The sequence below is a fragment of the Paracoccus sp. 228 genome, assembly GCF_000967825.1.
GTDB lineage: Bacteria > Pseudomonadota > Alphaproteobacteria > Rhodobacterales > Rhodobacteraceae > Paracoccus > Paracoccus marcusii.
Map to the genome: position 1 here is coordinate 961,946 of NZ_JYGY01000001.1, position 25,257 is coordinate 987,202.

The window sequence follows — 25,257 nt, forward strand, 5'->3', positions numbered from 1 at the left end:
CGATGACCACCGAAGTCCGCGTGCCCGCCCTGGGCGAATCCGTCACCGAGGCCACCATCGCCACCTGGTTCAAGAAGCCCGGAGACCGCGTCGAGGTCGACGAGATGCTGTGCGAGCTGGAGACCGACAAGGTCACCGTCGAGGTGCCCAGCCCCGCCGCCGGCACCCTGGCCGAGATCGTCGCCGCCGAGGGCGAGACGGTCGGGCCCGACGCGCTGCTGGCCCAGATCAGCGAGGGTGGCGAAGCCGCCGCCCCCGCCCCGAAACCTGCCAAGGCCGAAGCACCGGCCGAAAAGACCGAGGAACAGAAGACAATGAGCGGCAATTCCGTGGACGTGATGGTCCCGTCCCTGGGCGAAAGCGTGACCGAGGCGACCGTCGCCACCTGGTTCAAGAAGCCGGGCGACCGCGTCGAGGCCGACGAGATGCTGTGCGAGCTGGAGACCGACAAGGTCTCGGTCGAGGTCCCGGCCCCTGCCGCGGGTGTCCTGGCCGAGATCCTGGCCGAGGAAGGCGCGACCGTCGACGCCAAGGCGCGCCTGGCGATCATCACCGAGGGTGCCGCCGGCACCGCGGCGCCCAAGGCGTCGGATGCGCAGGAGACCGTCCTGCCGAATGCCGGCCCCGAGGAGACCAAGCCGCGCGACGTCGAGGATGCACCCTCGGCCAAGAAAGCCATGGCCGAGAAGGGCGTCAGCCGCGACCAGGTCCAGGGTTCGGGCCGTGACGGCCGCGTGATGAAGGAGGACGTGGCCAAGGCCAAGGCGACCCCCGCCCCCGCCGCGAAGGCCCCCGCCGCCCCCCGCCCGGCCGAGGATGCTGCGCGTGAGGAGCGGGTCAAGATGACCCGCCTGCGCCAGACCATCGCCCGCCGCCTGAAGGACGCACAGAACACCGCCGCGATGCTGACGACCTACAACGAGGTCGACATGTCCGCGATCATGGGCCTGCGCAACGAGTACAAGGACGCCTTCGAGAAGAAGCACAAGGTCAAGCTGGGCTTCATGTCCTTCTTCGTGAAGGCTTGCTGCCACGCGCTCAAGGAAGTCCCCGAGGTCAATGCCGAGATCGACGGCACCGACGTGGTCTACAAGAACTACGTCAACATGGGTGTCGCGGTGGGCACGCCTTCGGGTCTGGTCGTGCCGGTCGTGCGCGACGCCGACCAGAAGGGCTTTGCCGCCATCGAGAAGGAGATCGGCGAGCTGGGCCTGAAGGGCCGCGACGGCAAGCTGTCCATGGCCGAGATGCAGGGCGGCACCTTCACCATCTCGAACGGCGGCGTCTACGGCTCGTTGATGTCGTCGCCGATCCTGAACCCCCCGCAGTCGGGCATCCTGGGCATGCACAAGATCCAGGAGCGCCCCGTGGTCGTCGGCGGTCAGATCGTCATCCGTCCGATGATGTACCTGGCACTGTCCTATGACCACCGGATCGTCGACGGCAAGGGCGCCGTGACCTTCCTCGTCCGCGTCAAGGAAGCGCTGGAGGATCCGCGCCGCCTGCTGATGGATCTCTGATCCCGCCGGGGGCCCTTTGGGGCCCTCTCGCACCACGGGCTTGCGCTGCCACCGGCGCAGGACCAAAGCTGGGGCGTCACGAACCGGAGCCTGACCCATGCAACTGATCGTCCGCTACACCCATGCCGACCCTGCCACGTTCCGCACGGCCTTCGACGCCGATGCCGAGGATCGGGGCCGCAACGGCCTGACGCTGCTGCAACTGTGGCGCGAGGATGACGGTCATTCCTGGGCGCTGTTCCAGGTCGGAAACCCGAAGGCCGCCCGCGATTACCTGAAAGGCGCGGCGGCGGTCTTCGCGGCCCAGGCCGGCGTCACCGCCACCGACGCACATTTCGTGGAAACCGTCTGATGCCCCCCGAGGTCGCAGCCCTGGCCGTCGCAGGCCTGATCCAGACCGCGCAGTTCGCGACCTATTCCGTGATGGCGCAGCGCCAGGTCGGCCGCCGCGCCGCCATGAGTCCGCGCGACGGCGGCAAGGTCGAGCTGACCGGGACGGCCGGCCGCCTGCAACGTGCCTTCAACAACCATTTCGAAGGCCTGATCATGTTCAGCCTGGCGGTGGTCGTGGTCACGCTTGGCGACGCATCCGGCACGCTGACCGCGATCTGCGCCTGGACCTATGTGGCCGCGCGCATCCTCTATATCCCCGCCTATGTGCGGGGCTGGGTGCCGGGCCGCTCGATCATTTGGGTCGTCGGCTTTGCGGCGACGGTGCTGATGATCCTCTTTGCCCTGATTTCTTCTTTGTAAAAATACCCCGCGGGGCCCGGGGGCGCGAAGCCCCCGGCCGCGGTCTGACAAAAGGAACTGCCATGTATGATCTCATCGTGATCGGCGCCGGTCCCGGCGGCTATGTCTGCGCCATCCGTGCGGCGCAGCTGGGCCTGAAGGTCGGCGTGGTCGAGGGCCGCGAGGCTCTTGGCGGAACCTGCCTGAACGTCGGCTGCATCCCCTCAAAGGCCCTGCTGCATGCCAGCCACATGCTGCACGAGGCGCATGAGAACTTTGCCAAGATGGGCCTGATGAACGCCCATGTCGACGTCGACTGGACCAAGATGCAGTCCTACAAGGCCGACACAGTCCAGGGGAACACCAAGGGCATCGAATTCCTGTTCAAGAAGAACAAGATCGACTGGATCAAGGGCTGGGCCTCGATCCCCGAAGCCGGCAAGGTCAAGGTCGGCGACACAGTCCACGAGACGAAAAACATCGTCATCGCCACCGGATCGTCCCCCGCCGCGCTGAAGGGCGTGACGGTCGACAACGACGCGGGCGTGATCGTCGATTCCACCGGCGCGCTGGCCCTGCCCAAGATCCCGAAATCCATGGTCGTGATCGGCGCAGGCGTCATCGGCCTGGAACTGGGTTCGGTCTATGCCCGCCTCGGCGCCGAGGTGACGGTGGTCGAATACCTGGACGTCATCACTCCCGGCATGGACGGCGAGGTGCAGAAGCAGTTCCAGAAGATGCTGTCCAAGCAGGGACTGTCCTTCGTCATGGGCGCCGCCGTGCAGTCGGCCGAGGCCAAGGACGGCCAGGCCACTGTCACCTATGCGCTGAAGAAGGATGACAGCACCCACAGCCTGACCGCCGACGTGGTCCTGGTCGCCACGGGCCGCCGTCCGCATGTGGAGGGCCTGGGCCTCGACGCGCTTGGCGTGACCATGACCGATCGCGGCTTCGTCAAGGTCGACGACCACTGGGCGACCAGCATCAAGGGCGTCTATGCCATCGGCGACGCGGTGCCCGGCCCGATGCTGGCCCACAAGGCCGAGGACGAGGGCATGGCGGTGGCCGAGGTCATCGCGGGCAAGCATGGCCATGTGAACTATGGCGTCATCCCCGGCGTGATCTACACCACCCCCGAGGTCGCCAATGTCGGCCTGACCGAGGAGCAGGCCAAGGAAGGCGGGCGCAAGGTCAAGATCGGCAAGTTCCCCTTCATGGGCAATGCCCGCGCCAAGGCGCAGTTCCTGGGCGAGGGTTTCGTCAAGCTGATCGCCGACGCCGAGACCGACCGCATCCTGGGCTGCCACATCATCGGCCCGTCTGCGGGCGACCTGATCCACGAGGTCTGCGTGGCGATGGAATTCGGCGCCTCGGCCGAGGATCTGGCACTGACCTGCCACGCGCATCCGACCGTGTCGGAAGCCGTGCGCGAGGCGGCGCTGGCCTGTGGCGGCGGCGCCATTCATGCCTGACGCGCGTATGGTGGCGGGGGCCCTGCCCCCGCGGCCTGCGGCCCATCTGGGTCGGCGCGGGCTGCTGATCTCGATCCTGGCGCTGGCCGCGTGCGGCGGCGGCGGGGTCCGGTCAGGCAGCAACGGGCGGATCGGCGGTTCGGGCCTCTACCCGAACGAGACGCCTTATCTGCGCCAGCGCATCAACTTCTGGGCACGCCATTACGACGTGCCCAGTTCGCTGGTCCAACGGGTGATCCTGCGCGAATCCAGCCACCGTCCCGACATGCGGAACGGCCCGTATCACGGACTGATGCAGATCGCGCCGCAGACGGCGCGCACGATGGGCTATCGCGGGCCGGATCGTGGTCTGCTGGATGCCGACACGAACCTGCGCTATGGCGTGAAGTACCTGCGCGGCGCCTGGATGGTGGCCGAGGGCGATCCCGACCGTGCCGTCATGTGGTATTCGCGCGGCTACTACTACGAGGCCAAGCGCAAGGGCCTGCTGAAGCGGACCGGCCTCAGCGGCTGAGGATCAGCCGCCCGCGATGATGCGGACATAGTTCCGCGTCTCGCGATAGGGCGGGATGCCGCCGTGCTTCTGCACCGCGCCGGGCCCCGCGTTATAGGCGGCCAGCGCCAGCGTCCAGTTGCCGAACTGGTTGTACATCATCCGCAGATAGCGCGCCCCGCCGTTCAGGTTCTGCACCGGATCGTTGGGGTTCACGCCCAGCTTGGCGGCCGTTCCCGGCATCAGCTGCGCCAGTCCCATCGCACCCTTGTGGCTGCGCGCGTTCGGGTTCCAGCCCGATTCCTGCTGGACCAGCCGCAGGAACAGGTCTTCGGGAATGCCGTGACGCTGCGCTGCCTGGCGCGCATGGGGCAGATATTCGCTGCGCCGGCCCGTATAGCGGGGAATGTTCGGCGCCGTTTCCAGCAGCACCTCCTGGCGGCCCGCATTCGGCTGCAGCCGGGCAGAGGACTGGTACTGGGTCGACAGGCGCGAATCCATCAGCCGGGTCTGGCGCGCGAACTGTTCGGCGCGGGACTTGGAGGAGGCGCCCGACAGGCGCAGGCCCTGCGCGTCGGCAGGCAGTGCCAGGCTTCCGATCACCGCTGCACAGAAGGTTGCCTTCAGGGTATGGCCTAGCCGCATGATCTCCGCCCTCGTCCTTGTCGCACCGGCCTGTCGCCGCTTTTGTCCCGGACTATACACGAAATCGGTCATGCTGCCAGTCGGGCCTTGGCGCTACGCGACTTCCTGCTTGGCTTCACCCGGCGGGCTGGGCTAGACCCGACGCAAAGGCACATAATCCAAGGATCCTGATCATGGCAGGCAGCGTCAACAAGGTCATTCTGGTCGGCAATCTTGGCCGCGACCCGGAAATCCGCAGCTTTCAGAACGGCGGCAAGGTCGCGAACCTGCGCATCGCCACCTCCGAGAACTGGAAGGACCGCACCACCGGAGAGCGCAAGGAGCGCACCGAGTGGCACACCGTCGCCATCTTCAACGAGGGCCTGGTGGGCGTCGTCGAACGCTATCTCAAGAAGGGCAGCAAGGTCTATGTCGAGGGCCAGCTGGAAACCCGCAAGTGGCAGGACCAGTCCGGCCAGGACCGCTACTCGACCGAGATCGTCCTGCGCGGCATCGGCGGCACGCTGACCATGCTGGACGGCGCAAGCGGCGGTGGCGGCGGCATGGGTGGTGGCGGCATGGGCGGCGGTGGTCGCGACAGCGGCGGCTATGACGACTATAACCAGGGCGGCGGATCGTCGTCGTCGCGCGGCGGCGGCGGCGGCCAGGGCGGCGGACGCGCCGATTACGACGACGAGATCCCGTTCTGATCCGATCAGGGCGAATCACCGGAAAGGGGTGGCCATGGGGTCGCCCTTTTTCGTTGCCGGCGCGCGACGCGATCTTGCCGGCGCGCACCCCGCCCTTGCCGCAAGTTGCGCGGCGGGCGGTCCGGGCTTTGCGAATGATCCTGCGCTTGCAATGCGTCCGCGCTGGCGGTTTCTGGGCTGATCCCTGCGCGGGACGGCCCGCGCGCCTGCCACAGGAAGGCTTGCAGATGGCACTGACACTTACCGATCTGACCGCACCCCAGGGGTTCGAACGTCTGGTTCTGGCACAGGACCCGCAGGCCGGGCTGCGCGCGCTGATCTGCCTGCATTCGACCACGCTCGGCCCTGCCGCGGGCGGGTGCCGCATGTGGGCCTATGCCGACGACGATGCCGCGATCCATGACGTGACCCGCCTGGCCCGCGGCATGACATACAAGAACGCGATGGCCGACCTGGGCCTGGGCGGCGGCAAGGCGGTCATCATCGGCGACGCGCGCACCGACAAGACCCCGGCGATGATGCGTGCCTTCGGCGAGGCCGTCGACGCGCTTGGCGGCACCTACTGGACGGCCGAAGATGTCGGCATCTCTCCGGCGGACATGGCCCATGCGGCCGAGGCGACGCGCTTTGCCGTGGGCCTGTCGGGCGCCTCGGGCGACCCCTCGCCCTGGACCGCCGAAGGCGTGTTCCGCTGCCTGCGCGTGGGCGCGCGCCATGCGTTCGGCACGGACGATCTGACCGGGCGGCGGGTGCTGGTGCAGGGGCTGGGCCATGTCGGCCTGTCGCTGGCCGAAAAGCTTGCCTCCGCAGGGGCACGGCTGATGGTGACCGACATCCATCAGGCGGCGCTGGACGACGCCGCGACACGCCTTGGCGCGACTGTGTGTGCGCCCGACGCGGTCTTCGATCAGCAGATGGACATCCTGGCTCCCTGCGCCTTGGGCGGCGTGCTGACGCGGGACACCGCCACGGCGCTGACCGCGACGCTGGTCTGCGGCGCCGCGAACAACCAACTGGCCGATGACGGCGTGGCGGACATCCTGGCCGCACGCGGCATCACCTATCTGCCCGACTATGTCGTGAACGCCGGCGGCATCATCAGCGTCGCAAGCGAGATCCACGGCAAGCCCGACGCCTGGCGCCTGGACCGCCTGACCGCCATCGCCGGCCGCGTCGATCAGATGCTGACCCGCGCGCGCGACACGGACCAGCTGCCCTCGGCCGTGGCCGATCAGATGGTGCACGACATGCTGACCACCCGTCGCGCCGCCTGAGGCGGCTTCGGCGACAGCCAGCCGTGGCGGCCCCCTCGATGGGGGCTGTCGCGGCTTCGCGGGCCGGGACGGACGCCTAGCGCGCGTCGTGCAGGACGCGTGCCAGCATGTTACCTTCGACCGCGTCGCTGACGAAGGCCTCGCCGATCCCGCGGGCCAGCACGAAACGCAGCTGGCCGTCCACGACCTTCTTGTCCTGCCCCATCAGCGCGATCAGGCCCCCGTCGTCTGGCAGGGCGCCGGGGATCTCGGACAGCCGTGCGGGCATGCCCATCTGGCGCAGATGCGCCAGGACGCGGCTCGGCGCCTCCTGTGAACACAACCCCATCCGCGCCGACAGATCGAAGGCCAGCGCACAGCCGATCGCCACCCCCTCACCATGCAGCAACCGGTCGGAATAGCCCGTCGCCGCCTCCAGCGCATGACCGAAGGTGTGGCCCAGATTGAGCAGCGCGCGTTCGCCCTGCTCGGTCTCGTCACGGGTGACGATGCCCGCCTTCATCGCCACCGAATGCGCGACCGCCTGCTGGCGCAGGCCCGCATTCCGCGCCAGGTCGGGCCCGTTCTCCTCCAGCCAGGCAAAGAAAGCCGCATCCCCCAGCAGACCGTACTTGGCGACCTCGCCATAGCCCGACAGGAAATCGCGCGGCCGCAGCGTGTCCAGCACGTCGATATCGGCCAGGACCAGCGAGGGCTGGTGGAACGCGCCGACCAGGTTCTTGCCATGCGCGCTGTTGATCCCGGTCTTGCCGCCCACGCTGCTGTCGACCTGCGCCAACAGCGTCGTGGGCAGCTGCACGAACCGCACCCCGCGCCGCAGGATCGCCGCCGCAAAACCCACCAGGTCACCGATCACCCCGCCGCCAAGCGCCAGGACGACGTCGCGCCGCTCGACCTGCTGGTCCAGCAGCCAGTCGACGCAGGCCGTCAGATGCGGCCAGCTTTTCGTCCCCTCCCCGGCCGGCAGGACCAGCGCCTCGCTGGCGATCCCCGCGTCGCGCAGCGCGGCCTGAAGCGGTGCCAGATGCAGGCCTGCCACCGTCGCGTCGGTGACGATCGCCACGCGCGGCCGCGAAAGCAGCGGGGCGATCTCGGCACCCGCGCGACCCAGCAGGCCCTGCCCGATGCGCACGTCATAGGCGCGCGCTCCAAGGGGCACGGGAACGGTGACGGGATCGGTCATGGCTTCTCCTGGGTCAGGGTGGGATGGGCGGCGGTCAGTTCGGCGATCAGGCGGGTCGCGGTCGCCTCGATCGTGTCGCCGGCGCGGGACACGAATTCCAGGTCTGCCAGCGCATAGACGGGGCTGCGTTCCGCCAGCAGGCGCTGCAGCGTGCCCTTTGGGTCGGCGGTCTGCAGCAGGGGGCGTGTCGGGCGCTGGCGCACGCGCGCCCACAGCGTCTCGGGCGAACAGTTCAGCCACACGGACAGGCCCCGTTCCCCGATGATCTGCCGGTTCTCGGGGCGCATCCACGCGCCGCCCCCGGTCGAGACGACGCCCGGCGCCCCCGCAAGCAGGCGCGACAGCACCTGCGCCTCGCGCGCGCGAAAGAACGCCTCGCCATCGCGGGCGAAGATCTCGCTGATGGACATGGCCGCCGCGGCCTCGATCTCGGCGTCGGAATCGGTGAACGGCACGCGCAGCCTGCGGGCCAGTTCCGACCCGATGGCGGTCTTGCCCGCGCCCATCATTCCGATCAGCACGATATGGCGCGTCAGCACCTGTGTCATCCGGCCCCCCGTCAATCGGGTGACTGAATGACGTGATCTTTCGGAAATTGCCATATATATTCGCCCCGAGCCGGCCCAAGACCGGTGCAAGAACACAGAAAACACGGTCGAGCAAAGGCGAATGCAATGCGGATGTTGAAACTGCTGGTGGTGCTGATTCTGGCGGGCCTGATCGGTCTCGCGGGCTATGCCTATTTCGGCGACATGGCCCCGACCCGCCAAGAGGTCCGCACCCCTCTGCAGCTGGACACCCCCGCGGCCGACCAGCCGGCCGAGGCTGCCGGTGACTGACAGAACCACCCTCTGCGCACTGGTCCTGGCGCTGCTGCCCAGCCTTGCCCTGGCGCAGCAGCAGCCCCTGTCGGCCAGCGACTGGCTGTCGGGAAGCGTCCGCGGCCCGGTGCGCGAAAGCTCGGCCTGGCGGCCCGGCGACGCCCCGCCGCCCCGCCCAAGCGCCAGACCGCAGCCGGTGGCCACCAGCGGCGCCGTGGGTCCGGTGCAGGTCACCCGCCTGGACCAGGGAAACCCAGACCACACCGGCACGCAAAGCCCCCGCCGCGCCGGGCTGCCTGCCGACCTGTGGGCGGGCAGCGACCCCGCACAGCTGTCGCAGATGGTGCTGGCCACGCCCGCCCGCCTGCAATCCATGCAGGCGTTGCTGAAGCGCGTGCTGACCGCGCAGTTGGCCCCCCCGGCCGCGCCAGAAGGGATGCGGGGACAGCTGTTCCTGTCGCGCGCCGACCGCCTGCTGGACATGGGCGCGCTGGACGAGGCGCAGTCGCTGCTGGTCGCCGCCGGCCCCGGCCAGCCCGAGATCTTTCGCCGCATGTTCGACATCGCCTTGCTGGAGGGCGACGAAGGCCGCGCCTGCGCGATCATGAACGGCACCCCCGGCATCGCGCCCAGCTTTGCGGCACGCATCTTTTGCCTGGCGCAGACCGGGGATTGGGCTGCGGCGGCGATTGGCCTGCACGGCGCCGAGGCGCTAGGCCTGATCGACGAACGCCAGGCGATCCTGCTGACGCATTTTCTGGACGACGCCTTTGTCGACACGGCAGAGCTGCTGGCCCCCGCCGACCGCATGACTCCGCTGGAGTTCCGCATCCACGAGGCCGTGGGACAGCCCCTGCCGACGCAGCCCCTGCCGGTGGCCTTCGCGCAATCCGACCTGCGCCTGAACAGCGGCTTCAAGGCCCGGCTGGAGGCGGCCGAGCGTCTGGCGCGCACCGGCGCCCTGCCCGCCGCGACCCTGCGCCAGATCTATGGCGAACAGCGGCCCGCGGCATCGGGCGGGGTCTGGGAACGCGCCGGCGTCATGCGCACGCTGGAGGCGGCGCTGGCGGGCGGCGATCTGGCGCAGGCGCTGCCCCGCGCCTTCGACGAATTCCGCGCGGCCGGGATGGCCGACCTGCTGGCGGCGATGGTCGCGGCCGACCTGCCCACCGGCATCACCGATCCCCGCGCCGCCGAGGTGGCCGACCTGATGCGCGCCTGGATGGGCCTGCCCGACAGCGTGATCCCCGATCCCGCGCCCGAGATGGCCGCACCCCCCGCCACGCCCCCCGACACCCGTCGCGGAGAGGCGCTGCTGACCGCGATGGCCGATATCGACGCGGCGCTGGAGGGCGATCTGGCCCGCGCCGGGCGTGGCATAGCCATGCTGCGCGCCCTGGGTCTGGACCCCGATGCCGACCGTGCCGAGGCGCAGATCACCCTTCTGCCGCAGATGCAGGCCCCGCAATGAGCGCCGACCACAACGCCATCGGCGCCTTTCTGGACGCCCAGGCCGCCGAGGCCGGGGCCGCGCGGAACACGCTGCTGGCCTATGGCCGCGACCTGCGCGACCTGTCGGACTGGCTGGGCGCGCGGGCGCTGTCGCTGGCCGGGCTGACGCGCGAGCAGGTCGAGGATTACCTGTCCCATTGCGACGCGCAGGGCCTGTCGCGGGCCACCCGCGCCCGCCGCCTGTCGGCCATCCGCCAGTTCACCCGCTTTGCGCTGGAGGAGGGCTGGCGCGAGGACGACCCCGCCATCCGCATCGCGGGCCCCGGCCGTGCCAAACGCATCCCGCGCACGCTGGACCGGGCCGAGATCCAGGCGCTGCTGGACGCCGCCCCTGGCATCGGCCGGGGCCGGATCGACCGCACGCGCAACATGTGCCTGATCGAGCTGCTGTACGCGACCGGCATGCGCGTCACCGAACTGGTCAGCCTGCCGGTGGCCGGGTGCCGGGGCGATCCGGCGGTCCTGGTGATCCGCGGCAAGGGCGGCAAGGACCGGATGGTCCCCCTGGGCCAGGCCGCGCGGACCGCCCTGCGCGACTGGCTGGAGATCCGCGACAACGCCCCCCAGGGCAGCCCGCTGTACCGCCTGCTGGCGGGTCGCGGCGCGCGCTGGCTGTTCCCCGCACCGGGCGCGGCGGGCCACCTGCCGCGGCAGAGCTTTTCGCGCCTGCTGGGCCAGATGGCGGTGGCGGCGGGCATCGATCCCGCGCGCGTGACGCCGCACGTGATCCGCCACGCCTTTGCCACCCACCTGCTGGAAGGCGGCGCCGACCTGCGCAGCATCCAGATGCTGCTGGGTCATGCCGATCTGGGCACGACGGAAATCTATACTCATGTGCTGAACCATCGCATGCGCGATCTGGTTCTGAACCACCACCCTCTGGCGCGCGGCGTGTCGCCTGACGATGCCGCCAACACCAACTGACCGGGACCTCATGGACCAACTTACCTCTGCGCTCGACTTTGCGGCCGTCGTCACCATCGCGGCGATCCTGATCTGCCTGATGCTGTCGGCCTTCTTTTCGGGGTCCGAGACCGCGCTGACCGCATCCAGCAAGGCCAAGCTGCGGGCCCGCGCCGACCGGGGCGACAGCGGCGCCGAAGCCGCCGTCCGCGTCACCGCCGACAGCGAGAAGCTGATCGGGGCGATCCTGTTGGGCAACAACGTCGTCAACATCCTGGCCGCCAGCCTTGCGACCGCGCTGTTCACGCGCCTGCTGGGCGCGGGCGGCGTGGCGATCGCCACGCTGGTGATGACCGTGCTGGTGCTGATCTTCTCCGAGGTGATGCCAAAGACCTATGCCATCTCTGCCCCAGAAAAGGTGGCAAGCCTGGTGGCACGTCCCATCGGCATCCTGACCGTAATCCTGTCCCCGATCGTCAGCGTCGTGCGCCTGATCGTGGGGGGCATGCTGTCGGTGGCCGGCCTGAAGACCGATCCCGGCAAGCACATGTTTTCGCTGGAGGAGGAGATCGAGGGGGCGCTGTCCCTGGGCCACGCCCAGGGCGCGGTGAACAAGGAGGACCGCGACCGCCTGCTGGGTGCGCTGGACCTGGGCAACCGCACGGTCGAGGAGATCATGCGCCACCGCTCGGAGATCCAGATGATCGACGGCGACCTGCCGCCCGAGAAGATCCTGGAACTGGTTTTGGCCAGCCCGCACACCCGCCTGCCCGTCTATCGCGAGGAGCGCGAGAACATCGTGGGCGTGATCCACGCCAAGGACCTGCTGCGCGCGGTGAACCGGGCCGTGGGCGATGCGGGCGATGCCAGCGCCGCGCGGCGGTTCGATCTGGCCGCGGTGATGATGCCCCCCTATTTCGTCCCCGAGACCAGCGTCCTGGACGAGCAGATGCGCGAGTTCCTGAAACGGCGCACCCATTTCGCGCTGGTCGTGGACGAATACGGATCGCTGCGCGGCCTGATCACGCTGGAGGACATCATCGAGGAGATCGTCGGAGAGATCGCCGACGAGCACGACACCGAGGAGGACCAGACCCTCAAGCCCAACGCCCAGGGCGATTATCTGGTCGAGGGCGGCATGACCATCCGCGACCTGAACCGCCAGCTGGACTGGACCCTGCCCGACGACGAGGCCAACACAATCGCGGGCCTGGTGATCCACATGGCGCAGTCGATCCCCGAACAGGGACAGGTGTTCAGTTTCGCGGGCTATCGCTTCGAGGTCGTCACGCGGCGCGAGAACCGCATCACCCGGCTGCGCATCCGCCCCCTGCCCACGGCCACCGACGGCTGACCGGGGGCGGCTTGCAACCGCCTGTGCCAACCCATAACAACGCGCCAACCCCACGTGCCGCAAGGAACATCCCATGGACATCGCCGCCCGCCGCACCGCAGACCCCGCCCATTGGAACCTGGCCAGCGCCATCCGCGTGCTGTCCATGGACGCGGTCGAGGCCGCCAATTCCGGCCATCCCGGCATGCCGATGGGCATGGCGGACGTGGCCACCGTCCTGTTCCGCAACCACCTGAAGTTCGACGCCAGCGCGCCGCACTGGTTCGACCGCGACCGGTTCATCCTGTCGGCGGGCCACGGGTCCATGCTGATCTACAGCCTGCTGCACCTGACCGGCTATGAGCAGATGACGCTGGACCAGGTGCGCAACTTTCGCCAGCTGGGCGCGATCACCGCGGGCCATCCGGAATACAGCCATGTCGAGGGGGTCGAGACGACCACCGGCCCCCTGGGCCAGGGCATCGCCACGGCCGTGGGCTTTGCCATCGCCGAGGAGGCGATGCGCGCCGAGTTCGGCACGGATCTGTGCGACCACCGCACCTGGGTCATCGCCGGCGACGGCTGCCTGATGGAGGGCATCAGCCACGAGGCCATCGCCCTGGCCGGCCACCAGAAGCTGGGCCGCCTGATCGTGCTGTGGGACAACAACGACATCACCATCGACGGCCGCGTCAGCCTGTCGGACGCGACCGACCAGCATGCCCGCTTTGCCGCCGCAGGCTGGCGCGTCCTGTCCTGCGACGGCCATGACGCCGCCGACATCGACCGCGCGCTGAGCCAAGCCGCGCAGGATGACGGCCGCCCGACGCTGGTCGACTGCAAGACGATCATCGGCTTTGGCGCGCCGAACAAGGCCGACAGCAGCAAGGCCCACGGCTCCCCGCTTGGCGCGGACGAGATCGCGGCCACCCGCGCGGCCTATGGCTGGAGCCATGAGCCCTTCCACCTGCCCAACCAGATCGTCGCGGACTGGCGGGCCATCGGCCAGCGCGGTGCGGCGCAGCGCGCGGCGTGGAACGACCGCGTGGACGCGCTGTCCGACGAGGCGCGCAACGACTTTGCCCGCCGCATCGGCAACGAGGTCCATCCGCGCCTCAACGCGATCATCGACGCCTTCAAGGTCCAGACGCTGGAGGCCAAGCCGAAGGTCGCCACCCGCAAGGCCTCCGAGAACGTTCTGGAGGTGCTGAATGCCGAAATGCCCGAGAATTTCGGCGGATCGGCCGACCTGACCGGATCGAACAACACCAAGACCGGCGGCCAGGGCGTCTTCAGCGCCGAAAACCGCATGGGCCGCTATCTGCATTACGGCATCCGCGAACACGGCATGGCGGCGGCGATGAACGGCATCTGGCTGCATGGTGGGTTCCGCCCCTATGGCGGGACGTTCCTGACCTTCACCGACTATGCGCGCGGGGCGATGCGCCTGTCGGCCCTGATGGGCCTGCCGGTCGTCTATGTGATGACCCATGACAGCATCGGCCTGGGCGAAGACGGCCCGACCCACCAGCCGGTCGAACACCTGGCGATCTGCCGCGCCACGCCCAACACGCTGACCTTCCGCCCCTGCGATCAGACCGAGACCGCCGAAGCCTGGGAGATCGCCCTGTCGCAGGACGCCACGCCGTCGGTCCTGGCCCTGTCGCGTCAGAACCTGCCGCTGCTGCGCCAGGAGACCGGAGAGAACCTGACCGTCAAGGGCGCCTATGTCCTGCGCGAGGCCTCGGCCACGCCCAAGGTCGTACTGATGGCCACCGGATCGGAGGTCGAGATCGCGGTCGCCGCGCGCGATGCGCTGGAGGGTCAGGGCATCGCGACCCGCGTCGTGTCCGTCCCCTCGATGGAGCTGTTCCGCGACCAGCCGCGCGACTATCGCGCCGAGGTGCTGCCTGCGAACACCGTGCGCATCGCGATCGAGGCCGCGGTGCGCCAGCCTTGGGACTGGCTGCTGCTGGGAGAGCGCGGCCAGGAGGACCGCTCTGCCTTCGTCGGCATGGAGGGGTTCGGCGCCTCGGGTCCTGCACCCGAGTTGTACAAGGAGTTCGGCATCACCGCCGAGGCTGTCGCAGAGCGCGCGAAAGCGCTGCTGTGATACCCGGACCGACCGTCGCGATGGGTATTTGGGCAAAGGAGAAACTGCGTTTTCGTTGCCCAGACGCCCATGACCGCGCCTTCTGATGCGCGTCCTGGCGCGCGCATTCGCGCTGATGGGTCGGGAGCGGGATGGATTGCGGCGGCCCGGATCGGACCAGGCACGGGGCATCGCGCTGCTGCTGGCAGCGATCCTGGGCTTTACGCTGATGGATGCGACGGCCAAGCACCTGACGCAGACCTATCATCCGGCGCAGGTCATCTGGGCGCGGTTCATCGGAAACTTGCTGATCTTTGCGCTGATCTTTCGCGGGGCCATGCTGCCTTTGCTGCGCACGCGCCAGCCGGGCATGCAGTTCGCGCGGGCGATGATGCAGCTTGGGTCGGTCGGGCTGTTCTTCACCTCGCTGCAATACATCGGCTTGGCCGAGGCGACGGCGATCATGGACCTGAACCCGGTCCTGATCACGCTTGGGGGGGCCTTGTTCCTGGGTGAGAAGGTCGGCCCGCGACGGCTGGCGGGGATCGCGGTGGCACTGGTCGGTGCGCTGCTGATCATCCGCCCCGGACTGGGCGTGTTCCAGCCTGCGGCGCTGCTGCCACTGGCCGGGGCCTTCACCTATGCCGCGGGGGCGTTGCTGACGCGCATCGTGCGGACCGATTCGGTGGCGACCTCGGTGCTGTGGTCGGCCGTCGTCGGCACCATCGCCTCCAGCATCGTGGTGCCGATGTTCTGGCAGCCGATCGCCGCGGGCGATCTGTGGGCATTCGCCGCGCTGGCGGTATTCGGCACGGTCAGCCAGTACCTGCTGGTCAAGGCGTTCAGCGCGGCCGAGGCGGGGACGCTGGCGCCCTTCGGCTATACGGGGCTGATATGGGCCGGGCTGTGGGGGTTCGTCTTCTTCGGGCAGCTTCCGGATGTCTGGACCGTCACCGGCGCGGTCATTATCGTGGCCGCGGGGCTGTATGTCTGGTCGCGCGAGGCGCGGGCCGCCAAGGGGGCGTGATGCGCGATGACCGATCCACGATAACCGACCGGCTGGCCAACGGGGCGTTCGTGGCAATCATGGGGCTGGCACGCCTGCTGCCCTATTCGCGCCGCATCCCGGCGATGGGCTGGGTGTTTTCGCATATGATCGCGCCCATCGCCGGCTGGCGCAGGCGCATCCGCGACAACCTGGCGCTGGCGCGCCCCGACCTGTCCCCGGCAGAGGTCGAGGCGCTGGTGCGCGCCGTTCCCGACAATGCCGGCCGGTCGGTGGCAGAGATCTATTCCGCCGATGAATTCACGGACCGCATCCGCACGGCCGATCCGCTGCAGGGCCCCGGCCTTGCCGCGCTGGAGGAGGCTCTGGACAGCCATCGCCCGGTGATCCTGGCCTGCGCGCATTTCGGCAATTACGACGCGATGCGGGCCGCGCTGGCCGCGCGCGGCTGGCCGGTCGGCGCGCTGTACCGGCCCATGAACAACGAGGCGTTCAACCGCCATTACGTCCCCGCCATCACCGCCATCGCCGAGCCGCTGTTCCCGCGCGGCCGGGCCGGATTGGCGGCGATGCTGCGGTTTCTCAAGGGTGGCGGCTGGCTGGCCCTGGGTTTCGATCAGTTCGACCGCGAGGGGGCGGAGCTGCGGTTCTTCGACCTGCCCACGCGGACGGTGCTGACGCCGGCGGACCTGGCCCGCCGCTATGACGCGCTGCTGGTACCGATCTGCGGCATCCGCCAGCCGGACGGGCTGTCCTTCAAGGTCCATGTCGGCGCGCCCATCGCGCATGGCGATTCCCGCGCGATGATGCAGGCGCTGAACGACGATCTGGAGATGCTGGTGCGGCGCCACATGGACCAGTGGTTCTGGGTCCACCGCCGCTGGAAATGAAAAGGCCCCGCATCGGCGGGGCCCTGTCGTGATCAGATGGCAGCAGCGGTCCGCATGGGCGCGGCGTCCTCGCGCCGGGCGCGCAGTTCCTCGGCGACCAGGAAGGCCAGCTCCAGCGACTGGCTGGCGTTCAGGCGCGGATCGCAGGCAGTGTGATAGCGGTCCGACAGATCCTCGTCCGTGACGGCGCGCACGCCGCCGGTGCATTCGGTCACGTCCTTGCCGGTCATCTCGAAATGCACGCCGCCGGGGATCGTGCCCTCGGCCTTGTGGACGCCGAAGAATTCGCGGACCTCGCGCAGGATCGAATCGAAGGCACGCGTCTTATAGCCGGTCGACGACTTGATGACGTTGCCGTGCATCGGATCGCAGGACCAGACGACGTTCGCACCCTCGTCCTGCACCGCGCGGATCAGGCGCGGCAGGTGATCGCCCACCTTGCCCGCACCAAAGCGTGCGATCAGCGTCAGGCGCCCTGCCTCGTTGGCGGGGTTCAGCTTGGCCATCAGCACCTTGAGGTCGTCCGCCGTGGTCGTCGGGCCGCATTTCAGGCCGATCGGGTTCTGCACGCCGCGGCAGAACTCGACATGCGCGCCGTCAGGCTGACGCGTCCGGTCGCCGATCCAGATCATGTGGCCCGACCCCGCCACCGGCAGGCCGGTGGTGCTGTCGATGCGGGCCAGGGCCTCTTCGTACTCCAGCAGCAACGCTTCGTGGCTGGTATAGAAATCGACCTTGGACAGCTGGTGCGCGGTGTCGGAATTGACGCCCGCCGCCTGCATGAAGGCCATCGCATCGCCGATGCGACCGGCGATGTCGCGGTACCGCGCGGCCTCGGGGCCGCCCACGAAGTCGGCGATCCAGCTCTGCACGCGGTGCATGTCCGCGAAGCCGCCGGTCGAGAAGGCGCGCAGCAGGTTCAGCGACGCCGCCGCCTGGGTATAGGCCGCCAGCATCCGCGTCGGATCGGGAATGCGGGCCTCGGGGGTGAAGTCGAACCCGTTGATGATGTCGCCGCGATAGCTGGGCAGCTCCACCCCGTCCATCACCTCGGTCGGCGCGCTGCGCGGCTTGGCGAACTGGCCCGCCATGCGCCCGACCTTGATCACGGGCATCTGCGCGCCCCAGGTCAGCACCACGGCCATCTGCAGCAGCACCTTGAAGGTGTCGCGCAGGTTGTCGGCGCTGAATTCGCTGAAGCTTTCGGCGCAGTCCCCGCCCTGCAGCAGGAAGGCCCGGCCCGCGGCGGCGTCCGCCAGCTGGGCGCGCAGGCGGCGCGCCTCTCCAGCAAAGACCAGCGGAGGATAGCGGCGCAGCTGCGATTCCACCCCCGCCAGCGCGGCGGGATCGGTATAGTCGGGCATCTGGACGCGCGGATAGGCGCGCCAGCCGGCCTTGTCCCAATCCTGGGTGGCGGTCTTGCGGGTCTGCTGCGTCATGTCCTGCGCTCCTTGAAAATGTCGCGTCGGTATAAACGCTAACAGTCGGCAGGAAAAGGGTCTGCCGCGGCCCTCCGGAAAGCCCCCTTGCCGTGGCGTCAAAAGGCTGTTTGGGTGCGGGGCGCAACCGCACGCAAAGATAGCCCCCATGCCATCCGAAAAACCGCGACGCTTCACCTTCCTGTTGCTGGATCGATTCACCATGCTGCCCTTCACGGCCGCGATCGAGCCCCTGCGTCTGGCCAACCGCGCGTCGGGGCAGACGCTGTTCGACTGGCGCCTGGTCGGGCCGCGGGGCGACGTGGCAACGTGCTCGAACGGGACGCGCGTGATGCTGGACGGCGGGCTGGACCTTGACGCCCCCCCGCCCGGCCGGGACGAGGTCGTGATCGTCTGCGGCGGCACCGACATCGCGCGCGAGGCGACGCGCCCGGTGCTGGCCTGGCTGCGCCGGCAGGCGCGCGGCGGGGCGGCGATGGGGGCGGTCTGCACCGGCACATGGATCCTGGCCGAGGCCGGGTTGCTGGACGGCCGCAAGGCCACCATCCACTGGGAGAACCACGACGGCCTGGCCGAAGCCTTCCCCGAGGTCGACCTGTTCCGGTCGGTCTTCGTCCATGACGGCAACCGGCTGACCGCGGCGGGCGGAACCAGTTCGATAGACCTGATGCTGCACCTGATCGCGCTGGCGCAGGGGGACGCGCTGGCCGCAGACGTGGCCGACCAGATGCTGCATACCGCGATCCGAACCGACCAGGACAGCCAGCGCCTGTCGATCCCCACCCGCATCGGCGTGCGCCATCCGCGCCTCGCCGCCGTCATCGCCCGGATGGAGGCGAACCTGGAGGACCCGGTCAGCCCCGCCCAGCTGGCGCTGGACGCGGGCATGTCCACCCGGCAGCTGGAACGCCTGTTCCGCCGCTATCTGAACCGCAGCCCCAAGCGGTACTACATGGAAACCCGGCTTTCCCGCGCCCGCAACCTGCTGATGCAGACCGAGATGTCGATCATCGAGATCGCCTTGGCGTCCGGGTTTTCCAGCCCGTCGCATTTCTCGAAATGCTATCGTGCGCAATATGGCAGCACGCCCTATCGCGAACGCGGCACCTCGGCGTCGATCCCGGCCTGACCTGCGGGAATCGTTAACTTTTCCTGAATCGGTTAACCAAGCGTTAACCATTGTCGCCCTAGGGTCCGGTACTGCCCGGTGACATGTGACTGCCGGGTCCGTTCGACCGGCAGCACAAGGGTTTTCCATGGAACATACGATCACGGTCCTGACGATCAGCAATGTCATCCCGGCAGGCGGCATCGGCTTGCTGGCCGATGCCCCGTGGTCGAACGGCGCGCCGATCGTGATGAATGACCCGATCCTCAGCACGATCGTCATCAGCGATGACGACGACGCGTTCCGCAGCGGCACCTATACATACGATGAGACGGACCAGCTTCTGGTCCATGACGCGGTCTTTGGTCACGGGGACAATGCAAAGATCACCCCTGCGGGAACGCAGATGTCGAATTTCGTCGCCTCGATCATCACCTCTGACGCGGAAGACAGCTATGTGGTCATGTATCCGCGCAGCTACGAGCATTATGGCGCCGGCACCGAATTCGGGGGCCGCCAATCGCTTCTGATCTTCCCCATTCCCGATGACAACGGGATCGAGCCGGTCTTCGACCCCGGGGCGCGCTATACCTATGCAGGCGTTCGCAGCTTCGGGCCAGGTGACGACGCCCAGCCCTGGCCTGCCCCCACGGCTTCGGCCTGTTTTGCGCAGGACACGCTGATCCAGACTGCATCCGGGCCGTGCAGGGTCCAGGACCTGCGTCCCGGCACGCTTTTGCGGACGATGGACCACGGCTATCAGCCGGTCCTGTGGATCGGTCATCGCCGGATGCAGGCCCGCGATCTGGACCAGCGTCCCGACCAGCGGCCGATCCTGATCGCGGCCCATGCCCTGGGCCCCGGCCAGCCCGGGCGCGATCTGGTCGTGTCGCCCCAGCATCGGCTGATGATCCGCTCTCCCATCGCCGAGCGCATGACCGGCGAGGCGGAGGTTCTGGTCGCGGCACGTCATCTGGTGGGCCTGCCGGGCATCACGGTGCAGGGCGAGCGTTGCGACGTCACCTATTGGCACGTGCTGCTGGCCGATCATCAGGTGCTGGTGGCCGAGGGCGCATGGGCAGAAAGCCTGCTGCCCGGTCCCGTCGCCCTGCGCGCCCTTGGGTCGCAGAACGCCCGGCGGATCAGGCAGCTGACGGCGGGACGCGCGCTGACGCCCGCGCGGCCGTTGCTGTCGGGTCGCCATGCCCGGCGCCTGGTGCAGCGGCACGACCGCAACCGCAAGGCGCTGCTGGACGCCTAGAGACCGACCAGGGCGCGGGCGAATTCGTCCGCGTCAAAAGCGTCCAGGTCGTCGATCTGTTCGCCCACGCCGATCGCGTGGATCGGTAGGCCGAAGCGGTCGGCCAAGGCCACCAGCACACCGCCGCGCGCCGTGCCGTCCAGCTTGGTCATCACCAGTCCCGAGATATTGGCCAGCTTGCGGAAGGTCTCGACCTGGCTCAGGGCGTTCTGGCCGGTGGTGGCGTCCAGCACCAGCAGGGTGTTGTGCGGCGCGCCGGGGTCCTTCTTGCGGATCACGCGGACGATCTTGGCCAGCTCCTCCATCAGGTCCTGGCGGTTCTGCAGGCGGCCGGCAGTGTCGATCATCAGCAGATCGGCGCCATCGGCCTCGGCCCGGACCATCGCGTCCCATGCCAGGCTGGCCGGGTCGCTGCCCTGCGGCGCGACCATCACCGGCACGCCGGCCCGCTGGCCCCAGACCTGCAGCTGTTCGACCGCCGCGGCGCGGAACGTGTCACCTGCGGCGATCACCACCGACTTGCCCGCGGCGCGGAACTGGCTGGCCAGCTTGCCGATGGTGGTCGTCTTACCCGCGCCGTTGACGCCCACGACCAGCACCACCTGAGGCTTTTTCGGATAGATCGGCAGGGGGCGCGCGACCGGGGTCATGATGCGCCCGATCTCGGTCGCCAGAAGCTGTTTGAGCTCGGTCGAGGAGATGCGCCGGCCCATGCGCCCCTCGGCGATGTTGGCGGTGACGCGCAGGGCCGTCTCGACGCCCAGGTCGGCCTGGACCAGCATGTCCTCCAGCTCCTCCAGCATCTCGTCGTCCAGGGCGCGGCGGGGCTCCTCGACCTGCGCCTCGGCACGGCCGAACAGACGCCCGACCAGTCCCGACGGTTCGGGCGCCGCGGCGGGGGCGACGGGAGCCGTCGCGGTCTCTCCGACGATATCGTCCAGCCCCGCCCCGATCTTGGAGGAGGACCGCGTCAGCCGCTCTCGCAGTTTGGTAAAGAACGCCATGATCCGACCTTTCGCTGTGCCGGGCGGACCCTACCCGCTTGCGGCGCCAAGGAAAAGCCGCCCCGACGGATCGGGGCGGCTTTGATGTCCCACGGTTCGGGGGCGCGTCAGCCGCGCATCTGCCGGATCAGCCCCGCCAGCGCCTCGGTCGAGGGGTCGTGGCCGGGCGCGGCCTCTCCCTTCAGCAGCGGTTCGACCTTGAGGGCCAGTTCCTTGCCCAGCTCGACCCCCCACTGGTCAAAGCTGTTGATGCCCAGGATCACGCCCTCGACGAAGACACGCTGTTCATACAGCGCGACGATCTGGCCCAAGGCGAACGGGGTCAGCTGCTCCATCAGCAGCGTGGTCGAAGGCCGGTTGCCGGGGAACACGCGATGGCGGGCCTGACGGTCCAGTTCGGCACCCTCAAGACCCTTGGCCTGCATCAGGGCGCGCGCCTCGTCCAGCGACCGTCCGCGCATCAGCGCCTCGGACTGCGCCAGGCAGTTCGCCGCCAGCAGGATGTGGTGATGAGCCAGATCGGGCTCGTGCCCGCGCGCCGCCAGGATGAACTCGCAGGGGACGGGCATCGTGCCTTGGTGGATCAGCTGATAGAAGGCGTGCTGGCCGTTCGTGCCGGGTTCGCCCCAGACGACGGGGCCCGACACGACCTCCAGATCGCTGCCGTCCATGGCCACGCGCTTGCCGTTCGATTCCATCTCCAGCTGTTGCAGATAGGCGGGCAGGCGCATCAGGCGGTTGTCATAAGGCAGCACCGCGCGGGTCGGATAGCCGCAGATCTGGTGATGCCAGATGCCCGTCAGGGCCAGCATCACCGGCAGGTTCTGCGCCGGTTCGGCCGTGCGGAAATGCGCGTCCATCGCCGCGCCGCCGGCCAGGAACTGGTCGAACGCCTGCGGCCCCACGGCCAGCATCAGGGACAGTCCGATCGGGCCCCAGACGGAATAGCGCCCGCCGACCCAATCCTCGAAGCCGAAGACACGGTCTTCGGCGATGCCGAAATCGGCGGCCTTGGCGGCGGCAGTGGACAAGGCCACGAATTGCGCGCCCGGATCGGTGACCGAGGCGGCCATCCAGTCGCGGGCGGTCTGGGCGTTGGTCATCGTCTCGATGGTGGTGAAGGTCTTGGAGGCGACGATCACCAGCGTCGTGGCCGGATCCAGCCCCTTCAGCGTGTGGGCGATGTCGGCACCGTCCACGTTGCTGACGAAATGCGTGCGCGGCCCGTCGTGATAGGGCGCCAGCGCCAGCACCGCCATGGCCGGGCCGAGGTCGGACCCGCCGATGCCGATGTTCACCACATCGGTGATGCGCCCGCCCTGCCCCGCAAAGCCGCCGTCGCGGACTTGGCGCGCGAAGTCCGACATCCGGGCATGGGTGTCGCGCACCGCGGGCATGACGTCCTGGCCGTCGACGGTGACGCTGCCCTGCAGGTTCCGCAGCGCGGTGTGCAGGACGGCGCGGCCTTCGGTCTCGTTGATCTTCTCGCCCGCGAACATCGCGTCGCGGCGGGCCGCCACGGGGGCCGCCAGTTCCAGCAGCAGATCACGCGCGCCCGCGTCGATCATCGTCTTGGAATAGTCGAAGGTCAGTCCGTCCGCCTGCACCCGGTAATCGGTGGCGCGGTCGGCGTCGAACAGCGCCTCGATCCGGCCCGACCCCTGGGCCTTGCGATGATCCTTGAGGCGGTTCCAAAGTGCGGTCATGTCAGTTCCTCATTCGGCCCAGTGGACGGTGGCCTGGTCAAGAAAGGCGCGGATCGGCGCCTGCATCGGGTCCGCCTTCTGCGCGCGCTCCAGCGCTTCGCGCTTTTCGGGGCCCATGATCAGGACGTGGATGTTCAGCGCGTCGGCCAGGACCGGTCGCGTCAGGGTGATGCGCGGCTCCTCGGCGCCATCGGCGCGGATGGCCATGACGGGAGGCGCGCCTGCGGCCATCGCGGCCTCCAGGTGATCGGCGCCGGGGAACAGGCTGGCGGTGTGCATGTCGTTACCCATGCCCAGCAGCACCACCGTCAGCGGCAGCGTCGGCGCCAGCCGCTCGGCCAGGCCATCGGTCGCCAGGTCGGGCGAGGCGTCGCCGGTATAGAGGTCGATATACTCGGCCGCGGCCGCCTTGTCCTTGAGCAGGTGGCGCCGCAGTAGGCGAGAGTTCGACCGCTTGTGATCCCCGTCCACCCACCGTTCGTCGCCCAGGACGACGGTGACGCGGGACCAGTCCAGATCGGTGCCCGACAGCGTCTCGAACACGGGCGCCGGAGAGGTGCCGCCCGGCACGCACAGCGTGGCGCGGTCGTTGCCACGCAGATGCTGCGCCAGCTGCGAGGCGATGCGGTCCGCGACCGACAGGGCCAGCATCTCGCGGTCGGGGTATTCCTTGAAATCCATGCTCATGCCCTGATCTCCCTCCAGCGACGGTTGTCGCGGTGCATCAGGCGCAACGCCTCCTCGGGCCCCGAGGATCCGCTGTCATAGGGTTCGGGCCGGCGCTTGCCCTCCTCCCAGGACTTGATGATCGGGTCGGTCCAGGCCCAGGCCGCCTCGACCTCGTCACCGCGCATGAACAGCGTCTGGTTGCCGCGGATCACGTCCATGATCAGGCGTTCATAGGCGTCGGGCATGTCCGCGCCCTCCGGCCCCAGGGCATCGGCAAAGGACATGTCCAGCGGCACCTGCACCAGGCGCATGCCGCCCGGCCCCGGCTCCTTGATCATCACCTTGAGGTTCATGCCCTCGTTCGGCTGCAGGCGGATGACCAGCTCGTTGGCCTTGGGATGGCCGCTGTCGTCAAAGATCGAATGCGGCGGTTCCTTGAAGGTGATCGCGATCTCGCTGGTCCGCGCGCGCAGTTTCTTGCCGGTGCGCAGATAAAAGGGCGTGCCCTGCCAGCGCCAGTTCGAGATCCGCACCTTCATCGCGACATAGCTTTCGGTGCGCGAATCGGGGTCCTCGGCGTCGGTCAGATAGTCGCTGCCCTCACCCTGATACTGACCGCGGACGATGTCGGCGGGCTCCAGCGGCTCCAGCGCGCGGATCACCTTCAGCTTTTCGTCGCGCACGGCGTCGGGGTCGAAGTGATAGGGCGGCTCCATCGCGATCAGGCACAGAAGCTGCATCATGTGGTTCTGGACCATGTCCCGGATCGCGCCGGACTTGTCGTAATAGCTGCCGCGTCCGGCCACGCCCACGGTCTCGGCCACGGTGATCTGGACGTGGTCCACGTATTGCGCGTTCCACAACGGTTCGAACAGCACGTTGGCAAAGCGCACCGCCATCAGGTTCTGGACGGTCTCCTTGCCCAGGTAATGGTCGATCCGATAGATCTGCTGTTCGTTGAAATGCTGCGCCAGCGTGGCGTTCAGCGCCTTGGCGCTGGCCAGGTCGCGGCCGAACGGCTTTTCCACCACGATGCGGCTGTCGTCATCGGCGATGCCGTGGCCCGCCAGACGCTCGGCGATGTCGCCGAACAGCGCCGGCGCGACCGAGAAATAGAACGCATGGACCGCGCCCTTGCGCATCCGGTCCTTCAGCGCCTGCCAGCCGCCCTCGCCCTTGGCGTCGATGGAGACATAGCCCAGCAGGCCCAGAAACTCGGCCAGCTGCGGGTCGTCCGCCTTGGCGCCCGCGAATTCGCAGATGGCCTTGGACGCCTCGGCGCGGAAGGCGTCGTCGTCCTGGTCGGTGCGCGCGGCACCGATGATCTGGCTGGTGGCCGGGAACTGTCCCGCCTTGAAGCGGCGGTAGAGACCGGGCAGGATCTTGCGATGGGCCAGATCGCCCGTGGCGCCAAAGATCACGAGGTCGAAGTCATCGACCGGAATGACACGAGAGACCATGCTGTCCTCCTGTTGGGTGGCGTTCGCCTTACCCCTTGTTAGCGA

At 68.7% G+C, this 25,257-nt stretch carries 24 protein-coding genes; 16 read left to right on the top strand and 8 right to left on the bottom strand.

Going from position 1 to position 25,257, the window contains the following annotated elements:
- Positions 1-2 precede the first annotated feature (2 nt).
- The 5 genes from odhB to SY26_RS04720 all read left to right on the top strand — a co-directional run bounded on the left by odhB (position 3) and on the right by SY26_RS04720 (position 4,238).
- The gene (gene odhB, locus SY26_RS04700; RefSeq protein WP_045999440.1) at positions 3-1,520 is read left to right on the top strand and encodes a 2-oxoglutarate dehydrogenase complex dihydrolipoyllysine-residue succinyltransferase; all 1,518 of its coding nucleotides are present in this window, start codon (positions 3-5) and stop codon (positions 1,518-1,520) included.
- 97 nt (positions 1,521-1,617) lie between these two features.
- Positions 1,618-1,872 (top strand): hypothetical protein, encoded by a 255-nt coding sequence (locus tag SY26_RS04705; RefSeq protein WP_045999441.1) that lies wholly within the window; start codon positions 1,618-1,620, stop codon positions 1,870-1,872.
- Positions 1,872-2,273 (top strand): MAPEG family protein, encoded by a 402-nt coding sequence (locus tag SY26_RS04710; RefSeq protein ID WP_045999442.1) that lies wholly within the window; start codon positions 1,872-1,874, stop codon positions 2,271-2,273. The genes SY26_RS04705 and SY26_RS04710 overlap by 1 nt, the downstream gene beginning before the upstream one ends.
- A 62-nt stretch (positions 2,274-2,335) precedes the next feature.
- Positions 2,336-3,724: a dihydrolipoyl dehydrogenase gene (gene lpdA / locus SY26_RS04715; protein ID WP_045999443.1), complete on the top strand. Its 1,389-nt coding sequence runs from the start codon at positions 2,336-2,338 to the stop codon at positions 3,722-3,724.
- Entirely contained in the window at positions 3,717-4,238 is a 522-nt protein-coding gene (locus SY26_RS04720; protein ID WP_232303257.1) for a lytic transglycosylase domain-containing protein, read from the top strand. The genes lpdA and SY26_RS04720 overlap by 8 nt, the downstream gene beginning before the upstream one ends.
- Before the next feature lie 3 nt (positions 4,239-4,241).
- On the opposite strand, the gene SY26_RS04725 is transcribed toward SY26_RS04720, so the two are convergent.
- Positions 4,242-4,862: a lytic transglycosylase domain-containing protein gene (locus SY26_RS04725; RefSeq protein ID WP_045999444.1), complete on the bottom strand. Its 621-nt coding sequence runs from the start codon at positions 4,860-4,862 to the stop codon at positions 4,242-4,244.
- A gap of 173 nt (positions 4,863-5,035) precedes the next feature.
- Here SY26_RS04725 and ssb point away from each other — a divergent pair, with 173 nt between their 5' ends.
- Positions 5,036-5,551 (top strand): single-stranded DNA-binding protein, encoded by a 516-nt coding sequence (gene ssb / locus SY26_RS04730; RefSeq protein WP_045999445.1) that lies wholly within the window; start codon positions 5,036-5,038, stop codon positions 5,549-5,551.
- A 227-nt stretch (positions 5,552-5,778) separates the two neighbouring features.
- Positions 5,779-6,825: a Glu/Leu/Phe/Val dehydrogenase dimerization domain-containing protein gene (locus tag SY26_RS04735; protein ID WP_052715124.1), complete on the top strand. Its 1,047-nt coding sequence runs from the start codon at positions 5,779-5,781 to the stop codon at positions 6,823-6,825.
- A 76-nt stretch (positions 6,826-6,901) separates the two neighbouring features.
- Here the strand turns inward: SY26_RS04735 and aroB are convergent, their stop codons facing one another.
- Both aroB and SY26_RS04745 read right to left on the bottom strand, forming a co-directional pair.
- Positions 6,902-8,008, bottom strand: coding sequence for a 3-dehydroquinate synthase (aroB, locus tag SY26_RS04740; RefSeq protein WP_045999446.1), 1,107 nt, complete (start codon positions 8,006-8,008; stop codon positions 6,902-6,904).
- Complete coding sequence (locus SY26_RS04745) at positions 8,005-8,556, bottom strand: shikimate kinase (protein WP_232303258.1); 552 nt, start codon at positions 8,554-8,556, stop codon at positions 8,005-8,007. The genes aroB and SY26_RS04745 overlap by 4 nt, the downstream gene beginning before the upstream one ends.
- 126 nt (positions 8,557-8,682) lie before the next feature.
- Here SY26_RS04745 and SY26_RS21505 point away from each other — a divergent pair, with 126 nt between their 5' ends.
- From SY26_RS21505 to SY26_RS04775, 7 genes are all read left to right on the top strand, one after another.
- Complete coding sequence (locus SY26_RS21505; RefSeq protein WP_187427360.1) at positions 8,683-8,847, top strand: hypothetical protein; 165 nt, start codon at positions 8,683-8,685, stop codon at positions 8,845-8,847.
- The gene (locus tag SY26_RS04750) at positions 8,840-10,300 is read left to right on the top strand and encodes a hypothetical protein (protein ID WP_052715125.1); all 1,461 of its coding nucleotides are present in this window, start codon (positions 8,840-8,842) and stop codon (positions 10,298-10,300) included. The genes SY26_RS21505 and SY26_RS04750 overlap by 8 nt, the downstream gene beginning before the upstream one ends.
- Positions 10,297-11,265 (top strand): tyrosine recombinase, encoded by a 969-nt coding sequence (locus SY26_RS04755; protein WP_045999447.1) that lies wholly within the window; start codon positions 10,297-10,299, stop codon positions 11,263-11,265. The genes SY26_RS04750 and SY26_RS04755 overlap by 4 nt, the downstream gene beginning before the upstream one ends.
- 10 nt (positions 11,266-11,275) lie before the next feature.
- The gene (locus SY26_RS04760; protein ID WP_045999448.1) at positions 11,276-12,598 is read left to right on the top strand and encodes an HlyC/CorC family transporter; all 1,323 of its coding nucleotides are present in this window, start codon (positions 11,276-11,278) and stop codon (positions 12,596-12,598) included.
- Positions 12,599-12,671: 73 nt separating this feature from the next.
- Entirely contained in the window at positions 12,672-14,690 is a 2,019-nt protein-coding gene (tkt, locus tag SY26_RS04765; RefSeq protein WP_045999449.1) for a transketolase, read from the top strand.
- Positions 14,691-14,775: 85 nt separating this feature from the next.
- The gene (locus SY26_RS04770; protein ID WP_139597435.1) at positions 14,776-15,696 is read left to right on the top strand and encodes a DMT family transporter; all 921 of its coding nucleotides are present in this window, start codon (positions 14,776-14,778) and stop codon (positions 15,694-15,696) included.
- Positions 15,696-16,565 carry a lysophospholipid acyltransferase family protein gene (locus tag SY26_RS04775; protein ID WP_045999450.1) on the top strand — a complete coding sequence of 290 codons (870 nt, stop codon included), beginning with the start codon at positions 15,696-15,698 and terminating at the stop codon, positions 16,563-16,565. The genes SY26_RS04770 and SY26_RS04775 overlap by 1 nt, the downstream gene beginning before the upstream one ends.
- A gap of 32 nt (positions 16,566-16,597) precedes the next feature.
- Here the strand turns inward: SY26_RS04775 and SY26_RS04780 are convergent, their stop codons facing one another.
- On the bottom strand, positions 16,598-18,004 hold the full coding sequence (locus SY26_RS04780) for a class II 3-deoxy-7-phosphoheptulonate synthase (RefSeq protein WP_045999451.1): 1,407 nt from the start codon (positions 18,002-18,004) through the stop codon (positions 16,598-16,600).
- A 148-nt stretch (positions 18,005-18,152) separates the two neighbouring features.
- Here SY26_RS04780 and SY26_RS04785 point away from each other — a divergent pair, with 148 nt between their 5' ends.
- Both SY26_RS04785 and SY26_RS20285 read left to right on the top strand, forming a co-directional pair.
- Complete coding sequence (locus SY26_RS04785) at positions 18,153-19,133, top strand: GlxA family transcriptional regulator (protein WP_045999452.1); 981 nt, start codon at positions 18,153-18,155, stop codon at positions 19,131-19,133.
- A 127-nt stretch (positions 19,134-19,260) separates the two neighbouring features.
- Positions 19,261-20,373, top strand: coding sequence for a Hint domain-containing protein (locus SY26_RS20285; protein WP_052715126.1), 1,113 nt, complete (start codon positions 19,261-19,263; stop codon positions 20,371-20,373).
- On the opposite strand, the gene ftsY is transcribed toward SY26_RS20285, so the two are convergent.
- The 4 genes from ftsY to zwf all read right to left on the bottom strand — a co-directional run bounded on the left by ftsY (position 20,370) and on the right by zwf (position 25,212).
- A complete protein-coding gene (gene ftsY / locus SY26_RS04795; RefSeq protein WP_045999453.1) occupies positions 20,370-21,377 on the bottom strand; it encodes a signal recognition particle-docking protein FtsY in 1,008 nt (335 codons plus the stop codon). The genes SY26_RS20285 and ftsY overlap by 4 nt on opposite strands.
- A gap of 107 nt (positions 21,378-21,484) precedes the next feature.
- Complete coding sequence (gene pgi / locus SY26_RS04800) at positions 21,485-23,083, bottom strand: glucose-6-phosphate isomerase (protein WP_045999454.1); 1,599 nt, start codon at positions 23,081-23,083, stop codon at positions 21,485-21,487.
- A 9-nt stretch (positions 23,084-23,092) separates the two neighbouring features.
- The gene (pgl, locus tag SY26_RS04805) at positions 23,093-23,764 is read right to left on the bottom strand and encodes a 6-phosphogluconolactonase (RefSeq protein ID WP_198143089.1); all 672 of its coding nucleotides are present in this window, start codon (positions 23,762-23,764) and stop codon (positions 23,093-23,095) included.
- A 2-nt stretch (positions 23,765-23,766) separates the two neighbouring features.
- Positions 23,767-25,212: a glucose-6-phosphate dehydrogenase gene (zwf, locus tag SY26_RS04810; RefSeq protein ID WP_045999456.1), complete on the bottom strand. Its 1,446-nt coding sequence runs from the start codon at positions 25,210-25,212 to the stop codon at positions 23,767-23,769.
- Positions 25,213-25,257: the final 45 nt, after the last annotated feature.

Coding starts and splice junctions, on each gene's coding strand:
- SY26_RS21505 (WP_187427360.1), top strand. CDS start 8,683: ATGCGGATGTTGAAACTGCTGGTGGTGCTGATTCTGGCGGGCCTGATC.
- zwf (WP_045999456.1), bottom strand. CDS start 25,212: ATGGTCTCTCGTGTCATTCCGGTCGATGACTTCGACCTCGTGATCTTT.
- SY26_RS04745 (WP_232303258.1), bottom strand. CDS start 8,556: ATGACACAGGTGCTGACGCGCCATATCGTGCTGATCGGAATGATGGGC.
- SY26_RS04760 (WP_045999448.1), top strand. CDS start 11,276: ATGGACCAACTTACCTCTGCGCTCGACTTTGCGGCCGTCGTCACCATC.
- SY26_RS04755 (WP_045999447.1), top strand. CDS start 10,297: ATGAGCGCCGACCACAACGCCATCGGCGCCTTTCTGGACGCCCAGGCC.
- SY26_RS04785 (WP_045999452.1), top strand. CDS start 18,153: ATGCCATCCGAAAAACCGCGACGCTTCACCTTCCTGTTGCTGGATCGA.
- SY26_RS04720 (WP_232303257.1), top strand. CDS start 3,717: ATGCCTGACGCGCGTATGGTGGCGGGGGCCCTGCCCCCGCGGCCTGCG.
- SY26_RS04735 (WP_052715124.1), top strand. CDS start 5,779: ATGGCACTGACACTTACCGATCTGACCGCACCCCAGGGGTTCGAACGT.
- SY26_RS04725 (WP_045999444.1), bottom strand. CDS start 4,862: ATGCGGCTAGGCCATACCCTGAAGGCAACCTTCTGTGCAGCGGTGATC.
- SY26_RS04780 (WP_045999451.1), bottom strand. CDS start 18,004: ATGACGCAGCAGACCCGCAAGACCGCCACCCAGGATTGGGACAAGGCC.
- pgi (WP_045999454.1), bottom strand. CDS start 23,083: ATGACCGCACTTTGGAACCGCCTCAAGGATCATCGCAAGGCCCAGGGG.
- SY26_RS04775 (WP_045999450.1), top strand. CDS start 15,696: ATGCGCGATGACCGATCCACGATAACCGACCGGCTGGCCAACGGGGCG.
- tkt (WP_045999449.1), top strand. CDS start 12,672: ATGGACATCGCCGCCCGCCGCACCGCAGACCCCGCCCATTGGAACCTG.
- ssb (WP_045999445.1), top strand. CDS start 5,036: ATGGCAGGCAGCGTCAACAAGGTCATTCTGGTCGGCAATCTTGGCCGC.
- lpdA (WP_045999443.1), top strand. CDS start 2,336: ATGTATGATCTCATCGTGATCGGCGCCGGTCCCGGCGGCTATGTCTGC.
- aroB (WP_045999446.1), bottom strand. CDS start 8,008: ATGACCGATCCCGTCACCGTTCCCGTGCCCCTTGGAGCGCGCGCCTAT.
- pgl (WP_198143089.1), bottom strand. CDS start 23,764: ATGGATTTCAAGGAATACCCCGACCGCGAGATGCTGGCCCTGTCGGTC.
- SY26_RS04705 (WP_045999441.1), top strand. CDS start 1,618: ATGCAACTGATCGTCCGCTACACCCATGCCGACCCTGCCACGTTCCGC.
- odhB (WP_045999440.1), top strand. CDS start 3: ATGACCACCGAAGTCCGCGTGCCCGCCCTGGGCGAATCCGTCACCGAG.
- SY26_RS20285 (WP_052715126.1), top strand. CDS start 19,261: ATGGAACATACGATCACGGTCCTGACGATCAGCAATGTCATCCCGGCA.
- SY26_RS04710 (WP_045999442.1), top strand. CDS start 1,872: ATGCCCCCCGAGGTCGCAGCCCTGGCCGTCGCAGGCCTGATCCAGACC.
- ftsY (WP_045999453.1), bottom strand. CDS start 21,377: ATGGCGTTCTTTACCAAACTGCGAGAGCGGCTGACGCGGTCCTCCTCC.
- SY26_RS04770 (WP_139597435.1), top strand. CDS start 14,776: ATGCGCGTCCTGGCGCGCGCATTCGCGCTGATGGGTCGGGAGCGGGAT.